23 protein-coding genes, 1 tRNA gene and 1 pseudogene are annotated in these 21,350 nt (G+C 54.7%); 9 read left to right on the forward strand and 16 right to left on the reverse strand.

The features are described from left to right. Positions 1 to 25 precede the first annotated feature (25 nt). Positions 26 to 722, forward strand: a pseudogene (locus TIRI35C_RS07400) (IS6 family transposase). A gap of 59 nt (positions 723 to 781) precedes the next feature. On the opposite strand, the gene TIRI35C_RS07405 reads toward TIRI35C_RS07400, so the two are convergent. The 10 genes from TIRI35C_RS07405 to TIRI35C_RS07450 all read right to left on the reverse strand — a co-directional run bounded on the left by TIRI35C_RS07405 (position 782) and on the right by TIRI35C_RS07450 (position 7,570). Further along, positions 782 to 1,897 carry an MFS transporter gene (locus tag TIRI35C_RS07405; RefSeq protein ID WP_188202342.1) on the reverse strand — a complete coding sequence of 372 codons (1,116 nt, stop codon included), beginning with the start codon at positions 1,895 to 1,897 and terminating at the stop codon, positions 782 to 784. Positions 1,898 to 1,921: 24 nt separating this feature from the next. Further along, entirely contained in the window at positions 1,922 to 2,266 is a 345-nt protein-coding gene (locus TIRI35C_RS07410; protein ID WP_188202343.1) for a hypothetical protein, read from the reverse strand. After that, a complete protein-coding gene (locus TIRI35C_RS07415; RefSeq protein WP_188202344.1) occupies positions 2,263 to 3,078 on the reverse strand; it encodes a cysteine synthase family protein in 816 nt (271 codons plus the stop codon). Before TIRI35C_RS07415 ends, TIRI35C_RS07410 begins: the two co-directional genes overlap by 4 nt. Positions 3,079 to 3,238: 160 nt before the next feature. Next, complete coding sequence (locus TIRI35C_RS07420) at positions 3,239 to 3,829, reverse strand: adenine nucleotide alpha hydrolase family protein (protein WP_188202345.1); 591 nt, start codon at positions 3,827 to 3,829, stop codon at positions 3,239 to 3,241. Between the two features lie 49 nt (positions 3,830 to 3,878). After that, positions 3,879 to 4,523, reverse strand: a complete 645-nt coding sequence (locus TIRI35C_RS07425; RefSeq protein WP_188202346.1) for a nucleotidyltransferase domain-containing protein — start codon at positions 4,521 to 4,523, stop codon at positions 3,879 to 3,881. Next, positions 4,489 to 4,833: a hypothetical protein gene (locus TIRI35C_RS07430; protein ID WP_246454718.1), complete on the reverse strand. Its 345-nt coding sequence runs from the start codon at positions 4,831 to 4,833 to the stop codon at positions 4,489 to 4,491. Before TIRI35C_RS07430 ends, TIRI35C_RS07425 begins: the two co-directional genes overlap by 35 nt. A 52-nt stretch (positions 4,834 to 4,885) precedes the next feature. Beyond that, positions 4,886 to 5,434: a DUF998 domain-containing protein gene (locus tag TIRI35C_RS07435; protein ID WP_188202347.1), complete on the reverse strand. Its 549-nt coding sequence runs from the start codon at positions 5,432 to 5,434 to the stop codon at positions 4,886 to 4,888. A gap of 9 nt (positions 5,435 to 5,443) precedes the next feature. Next, a complete protein-coding gene (thiI, locus tag TIRI35C_RS07440) occupies positions 5,444 to 6,589 on the reverse strand; it encodes a tRNA uracil 4-sulfurtransferase ThiI (RefSeq protein ID WP_188202348.1) in 1,146 nt (381 codons plus the stop codon). 4 nt (positions 6,590 to 6,593) lie between these two features. Then, on the reverse strand, positions 6,594 to 6,920 hold the full coding sequence (locus TIRI35C_RS07445) for a hypothetical protein (RefSeq protein ID WP_188202349.1): 327 nt from the start codon (positions 6,918 to 6,920) through the stop codon (positions 6,594 to 6,596). Positions 6,921 to 6,961: 41 nt separating this feature from the next. Then, a complete protein-coding gene (locus TIRI35C_RS07450) occupies positions 6,962 to 7,570 on the reverse strand; it encodes a nitroreductase family protein (RefSeq protein WP_188202350.1) in 609 nt (202 codons plus the stop codon). A 95-nt stretch (positions 7,571 to 7,665) separates the two neighbouring features. Between TIRI35C_RS07450 and TIRI35C_RS07455 the strand changes: the two genes are divergently transcribed. Together TIRI35C_RS07455 and pfkC are read left to right on the forward strand one after the other, a co-directional pair. Further along, complete coding sequence (locus TIRI35C_RS07455; RefSeq protein WP_188202351.1) at positions 7,666 to 8,379, forward strand: maleate cis-trans isomerase family protein; 714 nt, start codon at positions 7,666 to 7,668, stop codon at positions 8,377 to 8,379. An 86-nt stretch (positions 8,380 to 8,465) separates the two neighbouring features. Next, entirely contained in the window at positions 8,466 to 9,845 is a 1,380-nt protein-coding gene (gene pfkC / locus TIRI35C_RS07460) for an ADP-specific phosphofructokinase (protein WP_188202352.1), read from the forward strand. 78 nt (positions 9,846 to 9,923) lie between these two features. On the opposite strand, the gene xerA is transcribed toward pfkC, so the two are convergent. Further along, positions 9,924 to 10,766, reverse strand: a complete 843-nt coding sequence (xerA, locus tag TIRI35C_RS07465) for a site-specific tyrosine recombinase/integron integrase (protein WP_188202353.1) — start codon at positions 10,764 to 10,766, stop codon at positions 9,924 to 9,926. 1 nt (position 10,767) lies between these two features. Further along, a complete protein-coding gene (locus TIRI35C_RS07470; protein ID WP_188203127.1) occupies positions 10,768 to 11,670 on the reverse strand; it encodes a toprim domain-containing protein in 903 nt (300 codons plus the stop codon). A gap of 97 nt (positions 11,671 to 11,767) precedes the next feature. On the opposite strand from TIRI35C_RS07470, the gene TIRI35C_RS07475 reads away from it, so the two are divergent. Further along, positions 11,768 to 13,006, forward strand: a complete 1,239-nt coding sequence (locus tag TIRI35C_RS07475) for a glycosyltransferase (protein ID WP_188202354.1) — start codon at positions 11,768 to 11,770, stop codon at positions 13,004 to 13,006. Here TIRI35C_RS07475 and sfsA read toward each other — a convergent pair. After that, positions 13,003 to 13,710: a DNA/RNA nuclease SfsA gene (sfsA, locus tag TIRI35C_RS07480; protein ID WP_188202355.1), complete on the reverse strand. Its 708-nt coding sequence runs from the start codon at positions 13,708 to 13,710 to the stop codon at positions 13,003 to 13,005. The genes TIRI35C_RS07475 and sfsA overlap by 4 nt on opposite strands. A 96-nt stretch (positions 13,711 to 13,806) precedes the next feature. Between sfsA and TIRI35C_RS07485 the strand changes: the two genes are divergently transcribed. The 3 genes from TIRI35C_RS07485 (at position 13,807) to TIRI35C_RS07495 (ending at position 17,049) form a co-directional block, all read left to right on the forward strand. After that, positions 13,807 to 15,162, forward strand: coding sequence for an ATP-binding protein (locus TIRI35C_RS07485; protein WP_343044038.1), 1,356 nt, complete (start codon positions 13,807 to 13,809; stop codon positions 15,160 to 15,162). A 51-nt stretch (positions 15,163 to 15,213) separates the two neighbouring features. Then, positions 15,214 to 16,260 carry a M42 family metallopeptidase gene (locus TIRI35C_RS07490; protein ID WP_188203128.1) on the forward strand — a complete coding sequence of 349 codons (1,047 nt, stop codon included), beginning with the start codon at positions 15,214 to 15,216 and terminating at the stop codon, positions 16,258 to 16,260. Positions 16,261 to 16,350: 90 nt separating this feature from the next. Further along, positions 16,351 to 17,049: a hypothetical protein gene (locus TIRI35C_RS07495; protein ID WP_188202357.1), complete on the forward strand. Its 699-nt coding sequence runs from the start codon at positions 16,351 to 16,353 to the stop codon at positions 17,047 to 17,049. Here TIRI35C_RS07495 and TIRI35C_RS07500 read toward each other — a convergent pair. Continuing rightward, complete coding sequence (locus TIRI35C_RS07500; protein WP_188203129.1) at positions 17,039 to 17,371, reverse strand: hypothetical protein; 333 nt, start codon at positions 17,369 to 17,371, stop codon at positions 17,039 to 17,041. The two genes, TIRI35C_RS07495 and TIRI35C_RS07500, sit on opposite strands and share 11 nt — an antisense overlap. A gap of 49 nt (positions 17,372 to 17,420) precedes the next feature. Between TIRI35C_RS07500 and TIRI35C_RS07505 the strand changes: the two genes are divergently transcribed. Together TIRI35C_RS07505 and TIRI35C_RS07510 are read left to right on the forward strand one after the other, a co-directional pair. After that, the gene (locus tag TIRI35C_RS07505) at positions 17,421 to 19,361 is read left to right on the forward strand and encodes a helicase C-terminal domain-containing protein (RefSeq protein WP_188202358.1); all 1,941 of its coding nucleotides are present in this window, start codon (positions 17,421 to 17,423) and stop codon (positions 19,359 to 19,361) included. Between the two features lie 18 nt (positions 19,362 to 19,379). Continuing rightward, positions 19,380 to 19,487, forward strand: a tRNA-Met gene (locus TIRI35C_RS07510). A 476-nt stretch (positions 19,488 to 19,963) separates the two neighbouring features. Here the strand turns inward: TIRI35C_RS07510 and TIRI35C_RS07515 are convergent. Further along, complete coding sequence (locus tag TIRI35C_RS07515) at positions 19,964 to 20,578, reverse strand: rhomboid family intramembrane serine protease (RefSeq protein WP_188202359.1); 615 nt, start codon at positions 20,576 to 20,578, stop codon at positions 19,964 to 19,966. Continuing rightward, on the reverse strand, positions 20,568 to 21,350 hold the full coding sequence (locus TIRI35C_RS07520; RefSeq protein ID WP_188202360.1) for a bifunctional fructose-bisphosphatase/inositol-phosphate phosphatase: 783 nt from the start codon (positions 21,348 to 21,350) through the stop codon (positions 20,568 to 20,570). The genes TIRI35C_RS07515 and TIRI35C_RS07520 overlap by 11 nt, the downstream gene beginning before the upstream one ends.

A 21,350-nucleotide genomic window follows, 5' to 3' on the forward strand; every position in this document is an offset into this window, starting at 1 on the left:
ATCTTTAGTAAAAAGATTATGACGTATAAAAGTCGTAATCCCTCTTTACTTGGTAGTTTCAGCCTTAAAACCTTTTCGCCAGAATAAAGTCCAGGTAGAGAAGAAGATCAGGGCGGTGGAATTATACTTGAAGGATCTCAGTTACAGGCAAGTTGTCAGGATCCTCGGAATCAGTCACACGACGGTCTGGGAAACAGTCCAAAAACTCGCGGAAGCAGTTTACCGGTCGATAACACTGGCGGTGAGGAAACGGAGGAGTTTTATCGCGGTTGACGAGACTGTGATTAAGATTAATGGGCAGAAGAGATACCTCTGGGTGGCTATTGATGTTGAGAGCAGGGAGTTCTCGCGGTCGGATCACTCCCATGAGGAGCTGGTGGACTGCCAGGGAGTTCATTAAAGCTGTGTTAGAGTCCTGCGTTAATAAGCCGGTTTTTCTGGTTGATGGTGGCCCGTGGTATAAGTCGGCGTTTAATACTCTGGGTGGATTACATTCATGTGACTTTCGGGCCGAGGAACAGTATTGAGCGCTGGTTCAAGACGGTGAAGGAACGGACAAAGCGTTTCTGGAATAATTTCACGAGTAAAAGCTGGAGGCAGGTTCAAGGGGTTTATTTTCCTGTTCGCCTTCTGGTATAATTTTGTTTGGTTTCATTCTAGGTTTGGTGGGTCCCGGTGATGTGACTGAATGGCTCCAGGAGGTGATGCTCCAGTTATCCTGAGTATGGTATTTAGTAACGTGGCTTAGGGGCTTGCTCCCACTCAGCAGTATGAGGAGGCACTATCGGGTATTTACATCCCTAATAACAAACACTCCCAGCGCGGCGATTCCAAATATTCCCACCGCTAGGAAGCCGGTTTTAAGCCCCAGGAAGCCTATGATGACCGGCCCCAGCGCCTGGCCAATGTCCTTTATGCTCTCCAAAAAGCCTAATGCAGTTCCACGGAGCTTCGAGACTTCCGTGGCCAGGGGCTTCGTTGAGGCCTCGCTTATCGAGGCGCCCACCGAAAAGACCACCGCACCCAGAACCACCAGCGGAAGGGAATCCGAGAGGGCAAGCATGAACATCGCCAGGCCAACCATCGTCATGCCCACCGCTATCGGCTTCGCCCTGCCAACCCTATCGCTGAGATACCCCGCGTAGGGTTTAACGACCGCCATTATGGCTATCTCCACCGTCAGTATCAGCCCGGAGAGCCATGCCTTGTCCTGAAGGTAGTAGAAGAGGGGCAGGAACGTTTCTATGCCCTGGTAGGCCATGTATACTGCCGCATCTAGGAGGCCAATCAAGAGAAGCTCCCCGCTGAACGTGAACTCGAACCTCCTGAGTTCACCTCCTGTATCGGGGAATCTGAAGGTGAGGACAAAAACGGCCAGCCCAGTCAGCGAACAGAGGATGAAGACGACGGAAAACCCAAGGAAGTAGATGATGCTCCCCGCGAGGACTGGGGCAAGGGCGCGGCCGACGAGGGTTGACGAGCTCAGGAAACCCATGAAGGTGCCCTTCCTATCTGGATAAAGGTCGCTGACCAGGGCAAAGGATACCGGGACGAAGATGGCGGTCGCGACGCCGTAGTAAACCCTGACGAGGGCGAGGCTCAAGGCGTCGCCCGCAAGAAAGTACAGCAACGGTGCACTGAGAAAAACGAAGCCGCTCATCTTAAGGAGTTTCTTTCTCCCGTAGAGGTCGCTGAGAAGGCCCGATGTGAAGTTTATGAAGATCCCCGTCACGGTTGATGCGGCCGCAACGAGGCCGATTTCTCCCTTTCCGAGCCCTATGCTCTGGGCGTAGAGGGGAAGCGTTGGGGACTTGCTCATTGTGGAACCAAGTATCGCGAAGAATCCCGCGATAAGGATGAGGCAGAGGGCCTTGGAGTCGGTTCTCACTCCCCGCATCCCCAGTTGTTTACGAGAGACAATTCACCCATCCCCCACGCCGGCTTCAGACTCTTCCTCACCTTCCTCCGGTACCACCACCTTGATGTAGCCCAGAATGTCGTGGAGTATGAAGAAGCTTATCGCGGCATCGATCGCTGAAAAGAGGTTGCCGGCGATAAGGAACAGCAGGGCGAAGAAAAACTCGATGGCCGCATAGATGAGCGCCACCTTCACTGCAGTTCTGTTTTCCATCCCCACCCCGTATGCAAGGACCAGGCTCAGGAGGGCGAAGGCCAGGTAAACCAGGGAGCCCCAGGAATATGCGTAGTACAGTAGCAGTACTCCATTGATTGAAAGAAGGAGAGTGGCAAGGGCAAGTCGCTTCATGTCATCCCCAGATAGCTCTCAAATACCTCCACGTATTTAAACCCATCGTCCGGGAAGATGAGGACGTAGGTCTTCTCGCCGAGTTCTCCGGCGATCTTCTCATAGGCCCTGAAAACGGCACCGGAGCTTAGGCCTATGAGAAGGCCGTCGCTTCTGGCAACGCGGATGGCTCCTTCGATGGCCTCTTTTCTCGTTATCTCCACGACCCTGTCTATCTCAACCTGGAAGTACCACTTGGGCTTCGTCTCAAGTCTCTTGATGCCGGGTATCTTCTCACCCTTCGCTGGAACGACGCCGATAACCTGCGTGTCGTAGCGCTCCTTGAAGTAGCTCGCTATGCCTGCTATGTGGCCCGAAGTGCCTATGCCTGCTATTATGACGTCGGGGGTTTTCCCTATGCTCCTCAGCTGTTCCTCTATCTCCCTGGCGGTGAAGCGGTGAGCCAGAAAGTTGTCGTCGTTTTCGAACTGGTTCAGGTTCACCGCGCCGGCTTTTCTGGCTTCTTCCTCCACAAAGCGCACCATCGTCGGATCTATGGTCTCAAACTCGGTCATGACGACTTCAGCACCGAGAACCCTCAGGAGAACCTGCGTGGCCTTGGGCGTTGGATTCGGCAGATATGCCCTGAACTCGATGCCAAAAACGTTGCTCAAAGCCGCCAGAGAAATCCCGACGTTGCCGGAGGTTGCCTCAAAAAGGGGCTTTCCTTTGATGTCCCCGCGTTCCAGGGCCTTCATAAGCATGTTAAAAACGGCCCTGTCCTTTATGCTCCTACTGAAGGGGTTAAAGAACTCCAGCTTGGCAAAAGACATCCCCCCTCTCGGCTGAGAGTTTGACCAAGGGGGTCGGCTTGTACTTCTCGTAAAGCTCCAGCGTGCTGTTAAACACGTTCATTTGCCATCACCGGAAACGGGTTAGAAGGGGGCTTTAAAAACTTTCCTAAAACGAACAGTTATGGACAGAATTGGGTAATCAGAGCACCCCTTCCCTTACGAGCTTCTCTTTTATCTTCTCAAACTCTCCGAGCGAGCCCCTGACAACAGGATACCTCGGCACGAAGGGGCACGGCTCTTCAGGTTGGATGCTTATCTCGAACGTCCCTACCTCCTTTGCAATTCTAACTATATCCTCCTTGTCCATCCCTATGAGCGGCCGCAGAATGGGCAAATCGCTCGCGGTGCTTATTATCATGAGGTTGTCAAGTGTCTGGGAAGCCACTTGGCCAAGGCTGTCGCCGGTTACTATGGCCATGGCACCGATCTCATGTCCCACCCTGCACGCCTTCCTTAGCATCATGTATTTACAGAAGAGGCACGTCCACTTGGCCTTTCCAATCTCGGCGAGCTTTGAGAAAACCGGCGCCTGCTCCTCGTAGGCGTCAACTATTACCGGCTCGTTGAGTTTCCCGTAGCGCTTAAGAATCTCGTAAAGCTCAAAAACCTTGGACTCCTTTTTGGGGCTCTGTCTGAAGTGAATTGGCGTTACTTCCATCCCCTTTCTAAGCATAAGGTATATCGCCGCCGGCGAGTCAATGCCCGAGCTTAAGAGCGACACTGCCTTCATGATTGACGAAAGCGGGGAAATTATATATGAAGCTTTCCTCAACTTAAGGTTAAGGTCTCACGATACCCTCTTCAATCCTCCAGTCCTTGGACTCGTATAGGGTCCCAAACATCAGGTAGAGCTCGTAAGGTACCTTCCACATTTTCAGGAACTCCTTGAAGCTGTAGGTAACCTCCACGGGGAGGAGAACCACCCACGGGGCGAGATAGCGTCCCCCCAGGTCTCTCAATATTCCGGTTTTCCCATCTCTACCCCTGAGTGCGAAGCTGAACTTGTTCTTTTCGTTTTTTGTCATTCCGCGGACATCGAGGATGAACAACGCATACCCCTCACCGTTCATCAACTCATGAAGGGGACGCCTCCTGATAAGCGAATAGCCGGTGATAATCAGCCCTGGAACGGCGAGGTAGTTCGGATCCCACATCTGCTCAAGGTTCATCGCCTTAACGTCCAGCCTTTCGTGTGGGAATCCCCTGTCAATCAGCATCTCCTTGAACTCGAAGGCAAGTTCAAACCTCTCCACATCATCTGCTCCGGTGAGGAGCACCATGAAGTCGAGATCGTTTGGGGCTTCTTTCCCCTGGGTCACGGAGCCATAGAGGATCACGTCAAAGACCCTCTCGTGCTCCCTCCTAAATTCCTCCGCGGCCTTTTCCAGTTCACTTAATCCTATCGGTAAGTTTGAGAACCTCATTCCTCAACGCCCCCACCTCGTCCCTCGTGAGCCTCCTCTCATATGCATCCCTGTAGAAATCAAAGAACTTACTGACGATACGGTATAGGTCACGGTAGTGGAGCCTCAAAATTGCGAATCGCTCACCGTGATTCTTGGGTTCTAGGTTCAAATCCCGCTTGATAATGTAGTCACATATTCCCACGAGAGCCTTGAAATACAGAATTGACGCGGAGTTGTACCTGCCCTTCTTGAAAGCGTCTTCTCCAGTTTCTATATACTCCCAGATGTTCTCCTTCAGGTCATCCAGGTCCACGGGCACGTCCTTCACCGCGTAGCCATTCCTACGGGATCGCAATATTTAAAGGTTTCTGTAGGAATTCCTACGAACATCTGAGCTGGAGCAGGCCGATGTAGACGAACCACGCAAGTATTGTAAAAGCCCCAACCAGCTCCGGAATCGCGAGCCCTTTGAAAATCCTTGCATTAACGAGGTAGAGCATCAGGGCAAACGTAAAGACGGCCAGGGCGGACCAGATGTAGCCCGCCGAGATGCCGTTTCTGCCAAGTTTTATTCCGACGATGGCTATATCAGTCAGGGCCAGAACGTAGAATAAGATCGCCGCCGGGGCATGGGGTGCGTACTCCTCCGGAAAGACCCCCACGAGGAACAGGAGAACCATAGCGAGGGGCATCAGGTAGCTCAGGCCGCTTCTCAGGGTTCCGATGGCGGCTATGAAACCGAGAACCGCGAAGATCATCAGGAAGCCGTTGAAGTAGTAGTTCACGGGGTTCCGTATTGAACCCATGTCGCTCAGGGCGTTGTCTGTGAAGGAGAACCATGGGTTCTGGCTCAGGACGATGAGCAACCCCACGATGAAGATGAGGGGAAGGGATAGGCTGATGTATGCAGAGAGCTTGGCGAAGTCCATGGAATCACCTCAGCACTGCCTTTTCCGGGGTTCCTCCCCAAAGACGGCTTTGTAGATCTTCCTGAACTCCTCCCAAGAGCCCCTTATAACGGGGTGCTTTGGAATGAAAGGTATCTCGTCCTCCGGCAGGGTTGAAAGCTCGAAAGTGCCAATTTTCTTGGCTATACTTACTATTTCCTCCTTATCCATGCCGATTAGCGGACGATATATCGGCAGGTCCGTTGCCTGGCTGACTATGTACATGTTCTCAAGGGTCTGCGAGGCGACCTGTCCGAGGGAATCGCCCATGACGATGCCCTTCGCCCCGAACTCCCTCGCTACTCTATCTGCGTGCTTCACCATCATGTACTTGCAGAAGACGCAGGTGTACTTCTCCTTCTTCATCTCGCGCAGCTTCTCAATGATTCTCTCGCGCTCCTTAGGTTTAACCACTATCAGCTCGCCCTTTCCGCCGTAGTTGTACTTTTTCAGCTGGTTCCATATCCTCCTGACCTTCTCAAGGGTCTTCTCACCCATGTAGATGTGGACGGGAATGACTTCAACGCCGCGCTTCATCATGAGGAACGCTGCCACCGGCGAATCTATGCCGCCGCTGAGGAGGGCAACAACCTTGCCCTGCGTCCCTATTGGAAGGCCTCCCCAGGCGTAGATTTTATCAACGAAGACGTAGGCTTTACCCTCCATCAGCTCGACGCCGATTTCGATGTCGTACTCGTGCAGATTAACCTCGCTCTCCTCGTTCTCGAGGATGTATTCCCCAACCTTCGCCTGAACCTCAGGGCTCTTGAGCGGAAACTCCTTGGTGATTCTCCTTCCAGTGACTCTAAAGCGCGGTCTTTCAAGGCCCAGCTCGCGCTTCTTCCTCCTGAAGAGCTTGAGGGCCGTCCGGTTAATCTTTTCCAGCTCGGCATCGACTTCCATCGCCGGGGAGAGCGACACTATGCCAAAAACTCTCCCAAGAACATCAACGGCATCTCTCGCTTTATTCGTCTTCACGAGGATCCTTCCGTGCTTCGCTTCGACCTTTTTGAACCCGATCCCCTCGCTCACCAGGGCCTCGCGGATGTTGTTCATGAGTATGCTCTCGAACCATCTCCTTGTCTGCCGGGATTTCGTTCCTATCTCTCCGTATCTGACGATCACCACGTTGAACATAGAATCACCCCACCATACCCGGGAACTTGATGATTATCTCCACGTACTTCTGTATGCCCTCGTAGAGGAGCAGAGAAACCAGATACGAGGACAGCAGGATGAGCTCGTTCATCTCAAAGATGTGCGCCGCTATGGCCTTGGCCCTCGGTGTGGCATCGACTATGGCGTGCATGTACTTCTCCTTGAGCCAGTGGTTTATCTGAATCGCCGCGACCAAGAGGAGCACACCCGCTAACCCCCAGGTCTTGCCCAGGGCCAGCATGAGGAAGAGGGTTGATGCGACGATTATCCAGCCGCCAATGACGCCAAGTAGGATAACGAACTCTATCATCCTTCCACCAGGAGGAGTTGGGGTGGAGGGAATAAAAACGTTTAGATGAAGACCAGCACCTCATCGAGGGTCTTTCTCCTCTTCCGGGGTTTGACTTCGTCCTTGGGATAGCCGACCGGGATGACTCCAACGAGGTAGTGGTTCTCATCGAGGCCTGCCAGCTCCCTGACCCCCTCCTCTATTCCGGGAAAATTTGTAACCCCTATGTAAACCGTCCCGAGGCCGAGCTCAACGGCCTTGAGCATGAGGTTCTGAATCGCCATCGCGGCACTCTCAACGCTCCAGATGAACTCGGGCTCATCGAATTCTTCCCCGGGGAGGAAGCGGACGTTCTTGTCGATAAAGACGGCGATGTATACGGGCGCACGGTACATACCATGTTCGTACATACGCCTTCCGAGCTTCCCTATCTTCTCCTCCGGGAGGTTCACGGCGCGGTAGTATCTGATCATGCCTTCAGATATGAGGCCATAGAGATTTTCCCTCGCTTTTTTACTCCCGAAGACCACGAACTTCCAGTTCTCCAGGCCGCTCGCGGTGGGCGCCCTTATCGCCGCCTCGATCAGCGCCCTAATGTCCTCCTCCGGAACGTCTCTCTCTTCGAAATACCGCACGGAGGTTCTCTTCAGTATCGCATCCTCAAGCTCCACGGTATCACCCATGAAGCTTTCCCACAGGCCTTAATCAGCCTTTCCGAAACCAAAGGTTTAAGAGAACCCCCGAGTAATCTCCAGGAGGTGAAAGCATGTACGGATGGAGAGGCAGGCTTGGTCTTATCGTTCCATCATCGAACACCACCATGGAGATGGAGCTTCACTCCGCGCTCCCGGAGGGGGTCTCTCTTCACACGGCGAGGGTTCCGCTGAAGAACGTCACGGAGGAAGAACTGGTCAAGATGAACGCCATGGCCGTTGAGAGCGCCAGGCTTCTGCGTGACGCGGGCGTTGAGCTTATCCTCTACGGCTGCACGAGCGGCTCCTTCATCGGGGGGAAGGACTACGAAAAGGAAATCGAGGCGAAGATCGAGGAAGAGGTAAACGTTCCCGTTGTCAGCACGAGTACGGCCGTTGTCGAGGCCCTCAGGATACTCGATGTCCAGGCGGTACTCGTGATAACCCCATACACTGACGAGATAAACGCGCGGGAGAGGGAGTTCCTCGAGGCTAACGACTTCGAGGTCCTTGACATAAGGGGGCTGGGGATAGAGGACAACACCCAGATTGGAAGGCTCGAACCCCACGAGGCCTACCGCCTCGCCAAGGCGAGCTTCATGGACGAGGCCGATGCAATTTTCGTCAGCTGCACCAACCTCAGAACCTTCGAGATAATCGAAGTTCTCGAGGAGGACCTCGGCGTCCCGGTCGTTACGAGCAACCAGGCCTCGCTCTGGCTCGCGCTGAGGCAGATGGACGTCATGGAGCGGATCCCCGGGTTAGGGAAGCTGCTCATCGATTTTTGACCCCATTCTTTCCACCCCTTTCATTCCGAAATCCTTTTAAGAACTCCCCCACATTTCTTAGGTGTTAGTCACTGAGGGTGATACATATGGGGCTCCTGGACGAGGCAAGGAAGCTTTCGGTATACACGGCCTACAACACGAACGTCGATGCGATAACCTTTCTGAATGGGGAGGTAGTGCAGAGGCTCATAGACGAGTTTGGGGCCGAGGCGGTCAGGAAAAGGATGGACGACTATCCCAGGGAGATAAACGAGCCCTTGGACTTCGTTGCCAGGCTGGTACACGCCCTCAAGACGGGCAAGCCCATGGCGGTGCCCCTCGTCAACGAGGAGCTCCACACCTGGTTCGATTCTCACTTCAAATACGATGTTGAGAGGATGGGCGGCCAGGCAGGAATCATAGCCAACCTCCTGACGAATCTGGATTTCAGGCGGGTGATGGTCTACACTCCCCACCTCGCGAGGAAGCAGGCCGAGATGTTCGTGGACAAGCCAAACCTGCTTTATCCTGTAGTGGAGAACGGGGGGCTGACCTTCAAACACCCCCGCGAGGCATACAGGGAGGGCGACCCAATTAAGGTGAACCGCATCTTTGAATTCCGGGCCGGAACAACCTTCAAGCTCGGGGACGAGACGATTACCGTCCCCTTCTCGGGCAGGTTCATCGTCTCGGCCCGCTTCGAGAGCATAAGGATTTACACCGAGCCCGAACTTAAACCGTTCCTGCCAGAGATAGGCCTTCAAGTTGATGGGGCCATTCTGTCTGGCTACCAGGGAATAAAGCTCCGCTATTCGGACGGGAAAGATGCCAACCACTACCTCAGGGAGGCCAAAAAGGACATACTCCTGCTCAAGCGGGAGAAGGACGTTAAGGTTCACCTCGAGTTCGCCTCGATACAGAACCGCGAGCTCAGGAAGAAGGTTATCTACAACCTCTTCCCCCTCGTTGACAGTGTCGGCATGGACGAGGCGGAGATAGCCCACGTCCTCAACGCCCTCGGCTACTCCAAGCTCTCGGACAGGATTTTCACCTACAACCGCATCGAAGACACGGTTCTCGGCGGAAAAATCCTCATAGACGAGATGAACCTTGAGGTGCTCCAGATTCATACGATTTACTACATCATGTACATCACCCACTCGGACAACCCGCTTAGCGAGGACGAGCTGAGGAGCAGTCTTGAGCTTGCAACAACCCTGGCCGCTGCCCGCGCGTCCCTCGGGGAAATCCGCTCGCCGGAGGACTTCAAAGTGGGCACCAGCGTACCGTACAACGAGCGCGGAGAGTACGTCAAACTGCGCTTCGAGGAGGCAAAGAGAAGGCTTAGAACCAGGGAGTACAAGGTCGTTATAATCCCAACGAGGCTCGTGAAGAACCCGGTCTCAACGGTGGGCCTGGGCGACACGATTTCAGCTGGGGCATTCACGAGCTACCTCGCGATGCTGAAGAAGAAGGGTGAGCTTTGAATATTCGTACCATATTTTTGGTACGGTATGGCGTACCAAATGCTTTTTAAAGATTGGTACAGCACAGCGTACCGTTCTCTACTCCATCAACCCCTCCATCAGCCTCGCCTTCTCCTGCGCCTTTCTGAGGTGCTCAACGGTAACCCTGGTGTAAATCTGCGTCGTTGAGAGGTTCGAGTGGCCAAGGAGCTCCTGAATGGCTCTGATATCGACGCCGTTTTCGAGCATGTGAGTCGCGAAGCTGTGGCGGAGCCTGTGAGGCGTGACCTCAACGCCGGCCCTGACTCCATAGCGCTTCAGGAGGTACCACACTGTTTTGGTGGAGAGCCGGTCCTTTTCCCTCCTTCTCTCCTCAACGATGAGGTACTCGCTGTCATCGGAGCGCGTTTCGAGGTATGCCCGTATCTCCCTCGCAAGGAACTCCGGAATGGGTATGACGCGGTCCTTGGCACCCTTGCCGCCCCGAACCACGATGGTGGAGCGCTCCAGGTCAACATCGCGCCTCTTGAGGTTACACAGCTCGCTGACGCGCAGACCGGCGCCGTAGAGGAGGAGAACTATGAGTCTATCGCGCTTTCTCGTCGGCGGAATAGCTGAGAGAAGCCTCTTAACCTCATCGCGCGTCAGAGCCTTTGGAAGACTCCTGGGGACCTTTGGGGGCTTGAGCTTCTCGGCCTCCTCATCGTAACCCTCGAAGCGGAAGTAGGAGCGCAGGGCCTGAACCACGAGGTTGAGGCTCCTGTTGGAGTAGCCTTCCTTTCTAAGCCTCGCGAGAAAACGGAGGGCGGAGCGGGAGTTAAGCTTTCCACCCCACTCCAGATACCGGCGCACGTAGTAGGAGTACATCCTAATCGTGTTGGGACTCTTCCCCTCGAGGTCGAGGTAGGTCTCGTACTCTTCCAATACCCCGGGAAGGTCCATGTCACAGCCCCTTCAGGAGTCCCTCAATGTCCTCGGGCTTTACTTCCGCACTCTCGGCAACCTCTTCCTCCCCGGCTGGCTCGGCCCGTGCGGGGGGCTCTTCCTTTGGAGGCTCAGGCCGGGGCGGCTTTGGCTCCGGCTCTTCCCGGATGGCTATGCTAAGGTAGACGGTTCTGAGGAGCTCGTCCACAAGAGACCCGTCCTCGGCGAAGATGTATCCCTGACCCACTATGACTCTGCCGGTAAGTCCGAGCTTCTCGACGGCCTTTCCAATGTACGCCTCGTCAGGGACTGGCTCGGCGGGGAAGAGGGACTTCCAGGCTTCTTCAACGCGATAAACGTTCTTACTGTTCTCAAGGAGGGCTTTAAGGCCCGAGTTCTCCTCGGCGAGCTTTTCACTCTCGGCCTTTAACTCGTCGTAAGCCTTGCTCAGAGCCTCGTACTCGCCGTGAAGGCGCTTGTATTCGTCCGTGAGACCATCGTAGCGCCCCTTGAGGTCGAGGAGCTGGTTCCTGAGCGCCATATACTCCGGGAGTATCTGGAGGCTCTTGAGGCCCGCTCTGACGAGGGTGTTCTTGAGCTCCTTTCTGACGAGCTCAACGTCAACGTGCTCCAAATCGTGGCCAAGGGGGAGCTTCATCCTTTCAACGTGCCCGACCATCTCCCCCAGCTCGCTGAAGAGCCTCTCGGCCAGGTCCCTTCCGACCCTGTCCGCATCGGTTGCTATGATGAGGAGATCAGCGCCCGCGGCGGCGCTCTTCGCTATCTCCACGTTGGTCGTCGGGATTATCGCAGAAATCGTGATGTTGTACTCGCTTCCCAAAGCCAAGCCCTGAAGGGCCTTACTTACAACCTCAACGTCGCTCGCACCTTCAACTAGGATTCTAACATCGACTATGGCCATACGCATCACCTGACTTTCTCTCCCCCTTCGGGTTTAAAACGCTTCCGCGTTGAGGCAGGCTTATAAGGACAAAGAACATAACAACAGGGAGGGGAGCATGGAGCCGCTAACCGGTGCCGTGGACATCGTAGTGTCCGTCCTCCGCTTCATCTGGCTGTTCTCAGTTGCGATTATCTACCCGGTGTTCTTCTACTACATAGTCCTGACGATAGCAGGTTTAAGGTACAACTCAAAGTTCAAGGGGCCCGAGATTCCAGAGGAGCTTCCCTCCGTCACCATCCTCATCCCCGCCCGGAACGAGGCAGTGGTGATAAGGGACACGCTTCTGGCGATGGCAAACCTCGACTACCCAAAGAATAAACTGGAGGTTCTCCTCCTGGACGACGGCTCCACTGATGACACGGTGAGGATAGCCGAGGAAGTTGCTGGGGAGTACCCGTTCATCAGGGTAGTCCGCGTTGAGAATGGAGGTAGGGGAAAGAGCTACGTCCTGAACTACGGCCTGAAGCTGGCGAGGGGAGAAGTCATTGCGGTCTACGACGCGGACAACAGACCCGAGCCCGGGGCGCTCAAGGCTCTGGTGGCGATGCTGAGCGACGAGACTCCTGCTGTGACCGGAAAAGTCCGGACTATAAACTGGAAGAAGAACATCCTCACGAGGTTCATATGCATGGAGTACCTCTACTTCCAGCTGGCTGGCCAGAGCGGAAAGAGCAGGCTCTACAAAACCGCGGTGCTCCCCGGGACAAACTTCGTAATCAGAAAAGACCTGCTCGAAGAGCTCGGCGGCTGGGACGAGGAAGCGCTTGCCGAGGACCTGGAGCTGTCCTTCAGGATAATAGCCACAGGCAAGAGGATAGCCTACAATCCACTCGCTGTTACCTGGGAGCAGGAGCCCGAGAGCTGGCGCGTGTGGTTCAGACAGCGGACGCGCTGGGCGGCCGGAAACGTCTACACCGTGAGGGAGCACATAAAGAGGTTTCGCGAGATTCCCGGCTGGGGCCTGCGCTTTGACCTGCTCCTCACGCTGATGGTGTACTACCTCCTGGCGATAGCGGTCATAGTGGCGGACGTGGCCTTCGTAGCGCTCCTGGTAACCTTCGGAAACGTTACATGGTTCACGGGGCTCATTCTGAGCTTCGTTTACTTATCATTCCTGCTGGAGATATTTGCCGGCCTCCACGATGGAAAGATAAGAAGCATTGGCTGCTGGCTCCTCGCGCCGCTCATGTACTACACCTACTCCCAGATATGGATACTCATTTCGCTGGCCGGCCTGTGGGAGGCCCAAAAAGCCAAGAAGGTATGGTACAAAACCCCGCGGACGGCGGTTTAGAGCTCGACCTCAAGGCCCGGCCTCTCAAGAACGACCCTCCCATCCCGCAGGAGGGAGATGCTGAGCGCATGGATTTCAACGCCCGCCCCCTCTGCCTCTTTAAGGAGCCTCGCTATCTCCGGGTCGCCCCTCTCGAAGGGTTTAAATTTCTCAACGCCGGGCATCGCACCTATGAAGAAAATCATGGCCCTCTTTCCGGCTTTTGAAAGCTCTATAAGCTCCTTTATGTGTTTCTGTCCCCTGACGCTCGGACAGTCCGGGTACATCGCGTACTCCCCTTTTTCACCTCCGCGCAGGACGGCGCTCTTCATCTCGGCGTAGACCTCGCCTTGTGGACATTCAAAGAGGTAATCGAGGCGCGATTTGCCGACCGTAATTTCCTTCCGTTTTATCCGACAGTTCCTCAGCCACGGAACCAGACCGAGCTCCAAAGCCCGCTCGAAGGCTTTGGCCTGGGTTCTGGTGTCTATTATAGCACCTTTTCCCTCCAAGTCCTCGAAGGCCACCAGCACGAAGTCCGTCTTTCCACCGGACTTGGGCCTGCAGAAGGCCCTCCTGCCGGGAACCATGAACTCCTCCAAGCGACCGGTGTTGGTCACCAGGGCTCTCCTCTCCTGGCCCTCAACCTCGACCAGTGCCACGAAGCGGTTGAGCCTTTTGAGGAAGGTGCAGGGGACGACTTTGAGTTTGAGCAGGGCCCGCATGGTCTAATCTCAGGATGTGGAGATATAAGCTTTTGGAACCCAAAACTCTCGAAAGCTTTATATCCTGTTACAGGATAATCCAGTTGGTGGATATAAATGAGGTTCTACGACAGGGAGCGCGAGATGGAATCTCTCCGGAAGGCACTCGAACTGTCCCGCTCTCGGCTTGTGGTGGTGACCATAACTGGACGCCGGCGCGTTGGTAAGACAAGGCTGGTGAGGGAGTTTTTTGAAAGGGAGGGCGTTGATTATCTTGACTTCTTTATCCCAGTCAAAAGCGAAAAACTAATCTTGGAGGACTTTTCCAGGGAGATTAGGGTAAAGCTAGGGTACTCCCCCAGGTTCGGAACCTTCCCGGAGATGTTTGAATACCTGGAGGTAGCCAACGTCGAGACAATTTTCTTTGACGAGTTTCAGAACGTTCTCAGGGTAAATCCAGCTATAGCCTTTGACCTTCAGCGTTTTATAGATAGAAACCAGGATAAGCCACTTCTTATAATACTGTCAGGTTCATATCTTGGAATGATGAGGAAACTGCTTATGTCCAGGAAAGCCCCCCTCTACGGAAGAAGCACTATCTTCATAGGGCTACAGCCTCTGCGTCCAAAATGGGTTTTCAATATGCTCCGGGACCTTGGAATCAATGAACCCACCCAGCAGGTTGAGTTTTACGGTATTTTCGGTGGGATTCCCAAATATTACGAACTCATGGAAGTGTTCGAGGCTGATAACCCGCTGGACTTCATTACAGATGCGATTAAGTACTCCACAATCCTCTCGGCAGAGGGAGAAGGACTTCTCATGGACGAGTTTGGTAAGGCGTACAGAACCTACTTCTCCATCCTTGATGCGATAGCCTCCGGGAAAAACAGGCTCGTTGAGATTGCCAATGCCGTCGGGATGAAACCGGGAAGCATAACAAAATACCTCGAAGCACTGGAGGATTACTATGGGATACTAACCCGTGAAAGGCCCCTCCTCGGTGGCAGACGTTCGAGGTACCTAATCAGCGACTACTTCCTTAACTTTTGGTTCAGCATGATAGAACCCAACCGCAGGCACATTGAAGCCGGGGATTTTGAGACCCTTAAAAAGAACCTCAAGAGGAAGTTTCCAGAGTTCTTCGGAAGGGTCTTTGAGAGGGTGATGCTTGACCTCCTTCACGATCTGAACGGGAAGCTCATTACCTTCGATAGCATTGGCCCCCAGTGGGGAAGAAACTACGAGGTAGACTTGGTTGCAGTCAATAGGGAAGAGAACACTGCCACGTTTATAGAGACAAAGTGGAAGGCCAACGTCGATGGTCCGAGGGAAATCGGCAGGCTTATTGCAAAGACTCACAACGTCCCGTGGGGCGGGGAAAAACGCTACCTCCTAATAGCGAGGGACTTCCGGAGGGAGTGTGCTGACTGTATCACAATTGATGAAGTTCTGGAGCACCTAAAACCTTAAATATCTCAGGCATGAGCATTTAGATGGAAATCTAAACGGAAGGTGATGAAGATGGTTGACTACGAGCTTCTCAAGAGGATTATAGAGGCGCCGGGTGTTTCCGGCTACGAGTTCCTCGGAGTCAGGGATGTTGTTATCGAGGCCTTCAAGCCCTACGTCGACGAGATTAAGGTTGACAAGCTCGGCAACGTTATCGCCCACAAGAAGAGCAAGGGGCCGAAGGTTATGCTCGCTGGCCACATGGACCAGATCGGCCTCATGGTGACCCACATCGAGAAGAACGGCTTTTTGAGGGTTGCACCGGTTGGCGGTGTTGACCCGAGGACGCTTATAGCCCAGAGGTTTAAAGTCTGGGTCGGCCCGAACGAGTTCGTCTACGGCGTCGGTGGCTCAGTTCCGCCGCACATCCAGAAGCCCGAGCAGAGGAACAAGGCCCCGACTTGGGACCAGGTCTTCATAGACATCGGTGCCGAGAGCAAGGAAGAGGCAGAGGAGATGGGGGTCAAGATAGGCACGGTCATAACATGGGACGGAAGGCTTGAGAGGCTCGGCAAGCACCGCCTCGTCAGCATTGCCCACGACGACAGGATAGCGGTTTACACTCTTGTGGAAGCCGCGAGACAGCTGAGCGAGACCGATGCAGACCTCTACTTCGTCGCCACCGTCCAGGAGGAGGTCGGCCTCCGCGGTGCGAAGGTTTCCTCGTTTGGCATAGACCCCGACTACGGCTTTGCTTTGGATGTCACAATAGCAGCAGACGTTCCGGGAACGCCGGAGCACAAGCAGATAAGCCAGCTCGGAAAGGGCGTCGCGATTAAGATAATGGACCGCTCCGTCATCTGCCACCCGACGATTGTGAGGTGGATGGAAGAGATAGCCAAGAAGCACGAGATTCCCTACCAGTGGGACATCCTCACCGGCGGTGGAACCGACGCGGGAGCGATACACCTCAACAAGGCAGGGGTTCCAAGCGGCGGAATAAGCATTCCAGCGAGGTACATTCACTCCAACACTGAAGTCGTTGACGAGCGCGACGTCGATGCAGCCGTTAAGCTGACCGTCAAGGTTCTTGAGGAGATTCCGGGGCTGAAGCTCTGAGCTTTCCTCTGTTTTTTCATCGTTTTCCATCGCCAAATTTAAAAACCCGTTCGAGTACATTCTGGGGACGAATGCACAAGGGTGCGCCCCATGGAGTCAAGGACGGCAGAGGTGCCCTTCTCGGCAGGGTGGGAGGCGCTTGTGGGGGTGGCCTCGAGGCCAGAGAGGGTTTTCTCAACGTTTCCGTATGAGGCCGGGGCAACCCAGAGGGGCGAAAAGGTTTTCGCCAGATTTGCCATCAGGAAGTTTCTGCTCAGGTTCGAGTTTGAGGGAGTTCTCGAGTTCACCTTTAACGAACCCCACGTCACCTACGTCGTGAAGGGACCCAGGGGGCTTCTGATACTCTCCTTCGCCGCAGAAGGGAGGCTCATCGCGAAGGCCTCCGCCGACATCCCCGGTGAGAGAATGCTGGGCAAGAAGCTTGAGTTTCTGGCGAAGGGCTCCGGTACCGCCCTGGCCAGAATGGCGGAGAGCCACGGCATCATAGCGGTCAGGGCCTTTGGATCACCCAGAGACTTTATAATCAGGAACTTCGAGCCGTCCCTAATGGCACACACGATAAGGTACGTCCGGTTCAATATCGGAAGCCCCTCGTTCACCCTCAGGGGCGAGAACGGAGGGGAGTGGTTCACGGTCACGGTGGAGAATGACATCGTGAGAAGGGTCGAGTACGGGTCTGATTCAGGGAGTTCAATCATCGAGGTGGGGAAGGGGATTCTAAACGTGGGGGCGGAGGATTTTGAGGGGATAGATGCGAGGGGAGAGTACGTCATCAGGATCAGGGAGTAGTCCCTTCGCTTTCTCCCGTCTCCGAGGCCCCTTCGGAGGGCCCCTCAGGGGGATTCAAGCTTCTGGAAACCACCGGGATCGCAGACTCGCTGGCGGCTTCCTCCCTCTTAGCGAGCTCTTTCTCGAACCTGTTCCACTCGTACCAGAAGAACAGAATCCCAAGGATTACTCCGAGGAGGATGAACGGGAATCTGGAAGGCAGCGGGAGACCACGGTGCCACCGGTAGAGAAGGTAGTTCTGGTAGAGGAACAGGTATCCCAGCCACGTCACCACGATGGCCTCAACCGCGTATTCGATGAACCTGCCCGTCTTCTCGTCCATTACTGTCACCTGGGGAAAAGTTAAAAGCGAGCCGTTAAAACTCTTTCCCATGACCGACTACTTTCCATACGAAAACCTGCGACCGAACCAGCGCGATTTCATAGAACTGGTCTCAAAGGCAGTTGAAAACGGAGAGAACGTCATCATCGAGGCACCCACAGGATTCGGAAAGACCGTGAGCGTCCTGGCGGGAGTACTCCCCCACGCCAAGGAGATGGGCTACAAGGTGCTCTACCTGGCCAGAACCCACCGGCAGATGGACAGAGTCATTGAGGAGCTGAAGGCGATAAGCAGGAAGAGCCCCGTTTCCGGCGTTGAGCTCAGGAGCAGGAAGGACCTCTGCCTTCACACCTACCTCACCCAGTTCACGAGCGACGCCTACACCGCCATGGTCGTCTGCAAGAACCTCAAGAAGCTCGGCAAATGTGAGTTCTACGAGAACGAGAAGAAGAAAAAGACGGAGTTCGACGAGCTGGTGAAGTTCTTCCTGAGCGAGCCGAGTCACCCCGCGGAGATACTCGACTACTCCCAGACCCTGGAGCTGTGCCCCTACGATTTAACCAAGAGGATAGCGGAGAAGGCGGACGTGATAGTCGCCAGCTACCTCTATCTCCTCAGCCCCACCATACGGGAGAACTTCATAAGCTCCCTGGACCTCGATTACTCCGACCTCATAGTCGTCTTTGACGAGGCCCACAACCTTCCGGACCAGGCGATTTCAGCACTCAGCGATAAAATAAGCATAAACACAATCAACGGGGCAATAAAAGAGGCCGACGAATACAACGAACACGAGATAGCAAACTTCCTGAGCATCCTGGGCAGGGGGCTGGAGATACTGTTCCAGGAAAAACTTGCCCCCAAGGACATCCAGGAGACCGCCATCCAGCCGGAGCTGGTGTTCTCCCACGTTGTCGAGGTTCTTGGGTTGGACACGAGGTGGCTCGTCAAGACACTCAACGACATGGTAGCGGTCGGGGATTCGATAAGGGAGGACAGGATAGAAAAGGGTAAACCTCCCCGCTCCTACATCGGGCGCGTCGGCGAGTTCCTTCTCCTGTGGCTCTCCCTCATCGGAAGGGAGGACTACCTGTTCCTCATGAGCAGGGACAGGGGGCTGAGCCTCGAGCTCGTTGCCCTCGATCCATCCAAGGCCCTGGGTTTCATAAAGGACGTCCAGAGCGCGATATTCATGTCCGGAACACTCACCCCCCTTGAGGCCTTCCGCGATGTCATGGGCGTGGAAAACGCCCGCCTGAAGAAGTTCCCGAGGATGGTAAAGCGCGAGAACGCCCAGGTTCTTGTTGCTAAAGACGTCTCGACTAGGGGCGATGAGCGCTCGCTCCAGGTTTACAGGAAGATGGTGGACTACATAGTGGAAGCGGCGAGGATAATCCCGAAGAACGTCGGGGTTTTCGCGGCATCCTACGAGGTTCTCCAGGGCCTTCTATCTGCGAACCTCCAGGTTAGGCTGGAGGAGACGGGAAAAGCGGTCTTCATCGAGAAGCAGGGCGCCTCTTCGGCCGAGAACGACCTCATGGTCGCCCAGTTCAAGGCCCACGCGAGGGGCAACGGGGCGGTCCTGCTCGGAGTGATGGGCGGCAGGAACAGCGAGGGACAGGACTACAGCGGGGACGAAATGAACGGAGTTATACTCGTCGGAATCCCTTACGCGAGGCCGACGCCGAGGGTTCAGGCCCAGATAAGGTACTTCGAACGCAAGTTCCCGGAGAAGGGCAGGTACTACGGCTACTATTTACCCGCCCACCGGAAGCTGGTTCAGGCTGCTGGAAGGGTGCACCGTTCGGCGGAGGAAAAGGGTTCAATAGTGGTCCTCGACTACCGCCTGCTCTGGAGGGGGATAAAGAAAGACCTGCCGGACTGGATGGTGGAAACGGTGAGACCCGTTGATCTGGGAAGAATGAGACTCTACCTCAAGAGGTTCTGGGAAAATGGCGAAAGATTTAAAAAGGCCCCCCGAAAGGTATAACCCGAGCGCTCGGGCAGTGCCGGGGTAGCTTAGCCTGGTCAGAGCGCTCGGCTCATAGGGCCGCTCCCCTTCGGGGGAGCCTGAGAAACCGAGAGGTCCGGGGTTCAAAGCCCCGCCCCGGCACCATTCAAACTTCGCCTTCACGAAGTTTGATCAAGTTCGTGATTCCCTTCTAATGCACTTCTCTGGGAGGGTTTGCCTCTTTGAGTGTGGTTTTTACTGAGGAATTCCTTTTGAAGTTGCTTTGTTTGAGTGGGTTTACCTTACCCGCGCTCCGTTGGAGCGCTTTAGGAGTTTAAACCCATGTTTCAGGGGCTCTGAGGGTGAATTCCTGCTTGAAAAGGATAGTCTGGCAATACAAACTCCCCCCAACTGCACTTTAAGGAAGAATCACAAACTTTGACGAAACTTTACGCAGGTAAAGTTTCTTTGGTGAAACTTTTAGAAAAAGCTTCAGCGCTGACAGGAGATCACGTGCTATTCTAAAAATATTTCAGATTTACTCCCTAAATACCGTTCCACAACGTTTTACTCTCCAGGGATTAACTGGGCACTGGGGAGTTGTGACCCTCAGACATTCGTAAAAATTGAAAAACGAGACGTCACCACCCGTACCCATACATCCTCGCCATCAGGTGCCTCTTGATCCGCCTGCCGTAGTAGTAGCCTATGGCCATTCCAACGAGGAGTCCGCCCAGGTGGGCGTAGACGTTGACGCCCGGCAGGATGCTGTTTATCAGGAAGAGCACGAAGGCGTTTATCAGCGCGGCCTGCATGTTGCCTCCGACGACGCCCGTTATGAGTATCAGTGCCCCGACTATGCCGAAGAGGGCTCCACTCGCACCGGCGCTCACTGAGTTGGCCGGCAGCAGGAGGAGCGTCAGCAGGTTTCCGGCTAAACCAGAGACGAGGTAGACCATGACGAGCCTCTTCGGCCCGAGTATGCCCTCGAGCTGTCTGCCCATCATCAGGAGGAAGTACATGTTGAAGCCTATGTGGAGTATGCCGACGTGCACGAACATGGCCGTGATTAACTGCCACCACCAGCCGTAGTTGAGGACTGCGTAGTTCCACTGGCCGAGCCTCGCCAAGACGTCGATGCTTATGCTGAGCGGGTTCCCGCTGAGGATTGCCTCGACTATGTAAACGGCCACGTTTATCAGGAACAGCGTAAACGTCGCCTTCCCGTAGCGAGCAAAATACCTCTCAAGGCTCATTTTTCAGCTCCTCCAGAATCATGTCGAGCAGGTAGCGGTCGTTGACGGCTATTACGTTTGTCTTGCTCGTTGCGTCGAGCCTCAGCTCCAGCTCCTTCCCCCTCTCGTCCGTAACTATCGCCCCCGCCTCCCTCGCTATCAGCACTCCTGCCGCTATATCCGTCGTTCTCACGTAGTTCCTTATGTCCAGGACGCCGTCGAGGGCACCCTTTGCCAGGTAGGTAAGCTCAACGGCTATCGCACCGAGGACGCGGACGCGTTTGACCCTCTCTATCAGCCCGAGACATCTTCCGCGCGTGTAGAAGCTGAGTGCCTCCTTCCCGCGCTCCGGCTTCCCGACCTTTACGGGCTTTCCGTCCATGTAGGCGCCTTCCCCCGGCAGGGCCTCGTAAAACGTCTTTGTGGCGAACTCGTATATCGCACCATAGATGGGCTTCCTTCCTTTAAAGACGGCGAAGCTGAAGGCGAATATTGGTATGCCTGCGGCGAAGTTGTACGAGCCGTCTATGGGGTCAACGATGACAGTGTAGTCGCTCCCGTTGTCTATGAAGCCTATCTCCTCGCTGACAACGTTGACGCCCAGGGGCTGAAGTCTGCTAAGAACAACGTCCTCGGCCACTTTGTCAACGTACTTGGTAACGTCTCCGCTGACGTTCTCTCCCATCGTCTCTCCGGCCTTTGAAGTGCCGAAGAGGGGCATCACTTCCTTTTCAACCTCCCTCGCGGTTTCGAGGGCGACCTCGTTCCACGGGATTTCCGTATTAATTTCCAT

This window comes from Thermococcus camini (genome assembly GCF_904067545.1).
In the GTDB taxonomy this organism is placed as follows: domain Archaea; phylum Methanobacteriota_B; class Thermococci; order Thermococcales; family Thermococcaceae; genus Thermococcus; species Thermococcus camini.

Bases quoted from the DNA above. Each gene is read 5' to 3' on its own strand.
- TIRI35C_RS07405 (WP_188202342.1), bottom strand. From the start codon at position 1,897: ATGCGGGGAGTGAGAACCGACTCCAAGGCCCTCTGCCTCATCCTTATC.
- TIRI35C_RS07410 (WP_188202343.1), bottom strand. From the start codon at position 2,266: ATGAAGCGACTTGCCCTTGCCACTCTCCTTCTTTCAATCAATGGAGTA.
- TIRI35C_RS07415 (WP_188202344.1), bottom strand. From the start codon at position 3,078: ATGTCTTTTGCCAAGCTGGAGTTCTTTAACCCCTTCAGTAGGAGCATA.
- TIRI35C_RS07420 (WP_188202345.1), bottom strand. From the start codon at position 3,829: ATGAAGGCAGTGTCGCTCTTAAGCTCGGGCATTGACTCGCCGGCGGCG.
- TIRI35C_RS07425 (WP_188202346.1), bottom strand. From the start codon at position 4,523: ATGAGGTTCTCAAACTTACCGATAGGATTAAGTGAACTGGAAAAGGCC.
- TIRI35C_RS07435 (WP_188202347.1), bottom strand. From the start codon at position 5,434: ATGGACTTCGCCAAGCTCTCTGCATACATCAGCCTATCCCTTCCCCTC.
- thiI (WP_188202348.1), bottom strand. From the start codon at position 6,589: ATGTTCAACGTGGTGATCGTCAGATACGGAGAGATAGGAACGAAATCC.
- TIRI35C_RS07445 (WP_188202349.1), bottom strand. From the start codon at position 6,920: ATGATAGAGTTCGTTATCCTACTTGGCGTCATTGGCGGCTGGATAATC.
- TIRI35C_RS07455 (WP_188202351.1), top strand. From the start codon at position 7,666: ATGTACGGATGGAGAGGCAGGCTTGGTCTTATCGTTCCATCATCGAAC.
- pfkC (WP_188202352.1), top strand. From the start codon at position 8,466: ATGGGGCTCCTGGACGAGGCAAGGAAGCTTTCGGTATACACGGCCTAC.
- xerA (WP_188202353.1), bottom strand. From the start codon at position 10,766: ATGGACCTTCCCGGGGTATTGGAAGAGTACGAGACCTACCTCGACCTC.
- TIRI35C_RS07470 (WP_188203127.1), bottom strand. From the start codon at position 11,670: ATGGCCATAGTCGATGTTAGAATCCTAGTTGAAGGTGCGAGCGACGTT.
- TIRI35C_RS07475 (WP_188202354.1), top strand. From the start codon at position 11,768: ATGGAGCCGCTAACCGGTGCCGTGGACATCGTAGTGTCCGTCCTCCGC.
- sfsA (WP_188202355.1), bottom strand. From the start codon at position 13,710: ATGCGGGCCCTGCTCAAACTCAAAGTCGTCCCCTGCACCTTCCTCAAA.
- TIRI35C_RS07485 (WP_343044038.1), top strand. From the start codon at position 13,807: ATGAGGTTCTACGACAGGGAGCGCGAGATGGAATCTCTCCGGAAGGCA.
- TIRI35C_RS07490 (WP_188203128.1), top strand. From the start codon at position 15,214: ATGGTTGACTACGAGCTTCTCAAGAGGATTATAGAGGCGCCGGGTGTT.
- TIRI35C_RS07495 (WP_188202357.1), top strand. From the start codon at position 16,351: ATGGAGTCAAGGACGGCAGAGGTGCCCTTCTCGGCAGGGTGGGAGGCG.
- TIRI35C_RS07500 (WP_188203129.1), bottom strand. From the start codon at position 17,371: ATGGACGAGAAGACGGGCAGGTTCATCGAATACGCGGTTGAGGCCATC.
- TIRI35C_RS07505 (WP_188202358.1), top strand. From the start codon at position 17,421: ATGACCGACTACTTTCCATACGAAAACCTGCGACCGAACCAGCGCGAT.
- TIRI35C_RS07515 (WP_188202359.1), bottom strand. From the start codon at position 20,578: ATGAGCCTTGAGAGGTATTTTGCTCGCTACGGGAAGGCGACGTTTACG.
- TIRI35C_RS07520 (WP_188202360.1), bottom strand. From the start codon at position 21,350: ATGGAAATTAATACGGAAATCCCGTGGAACGAGGTCGCCCTCGAAACC.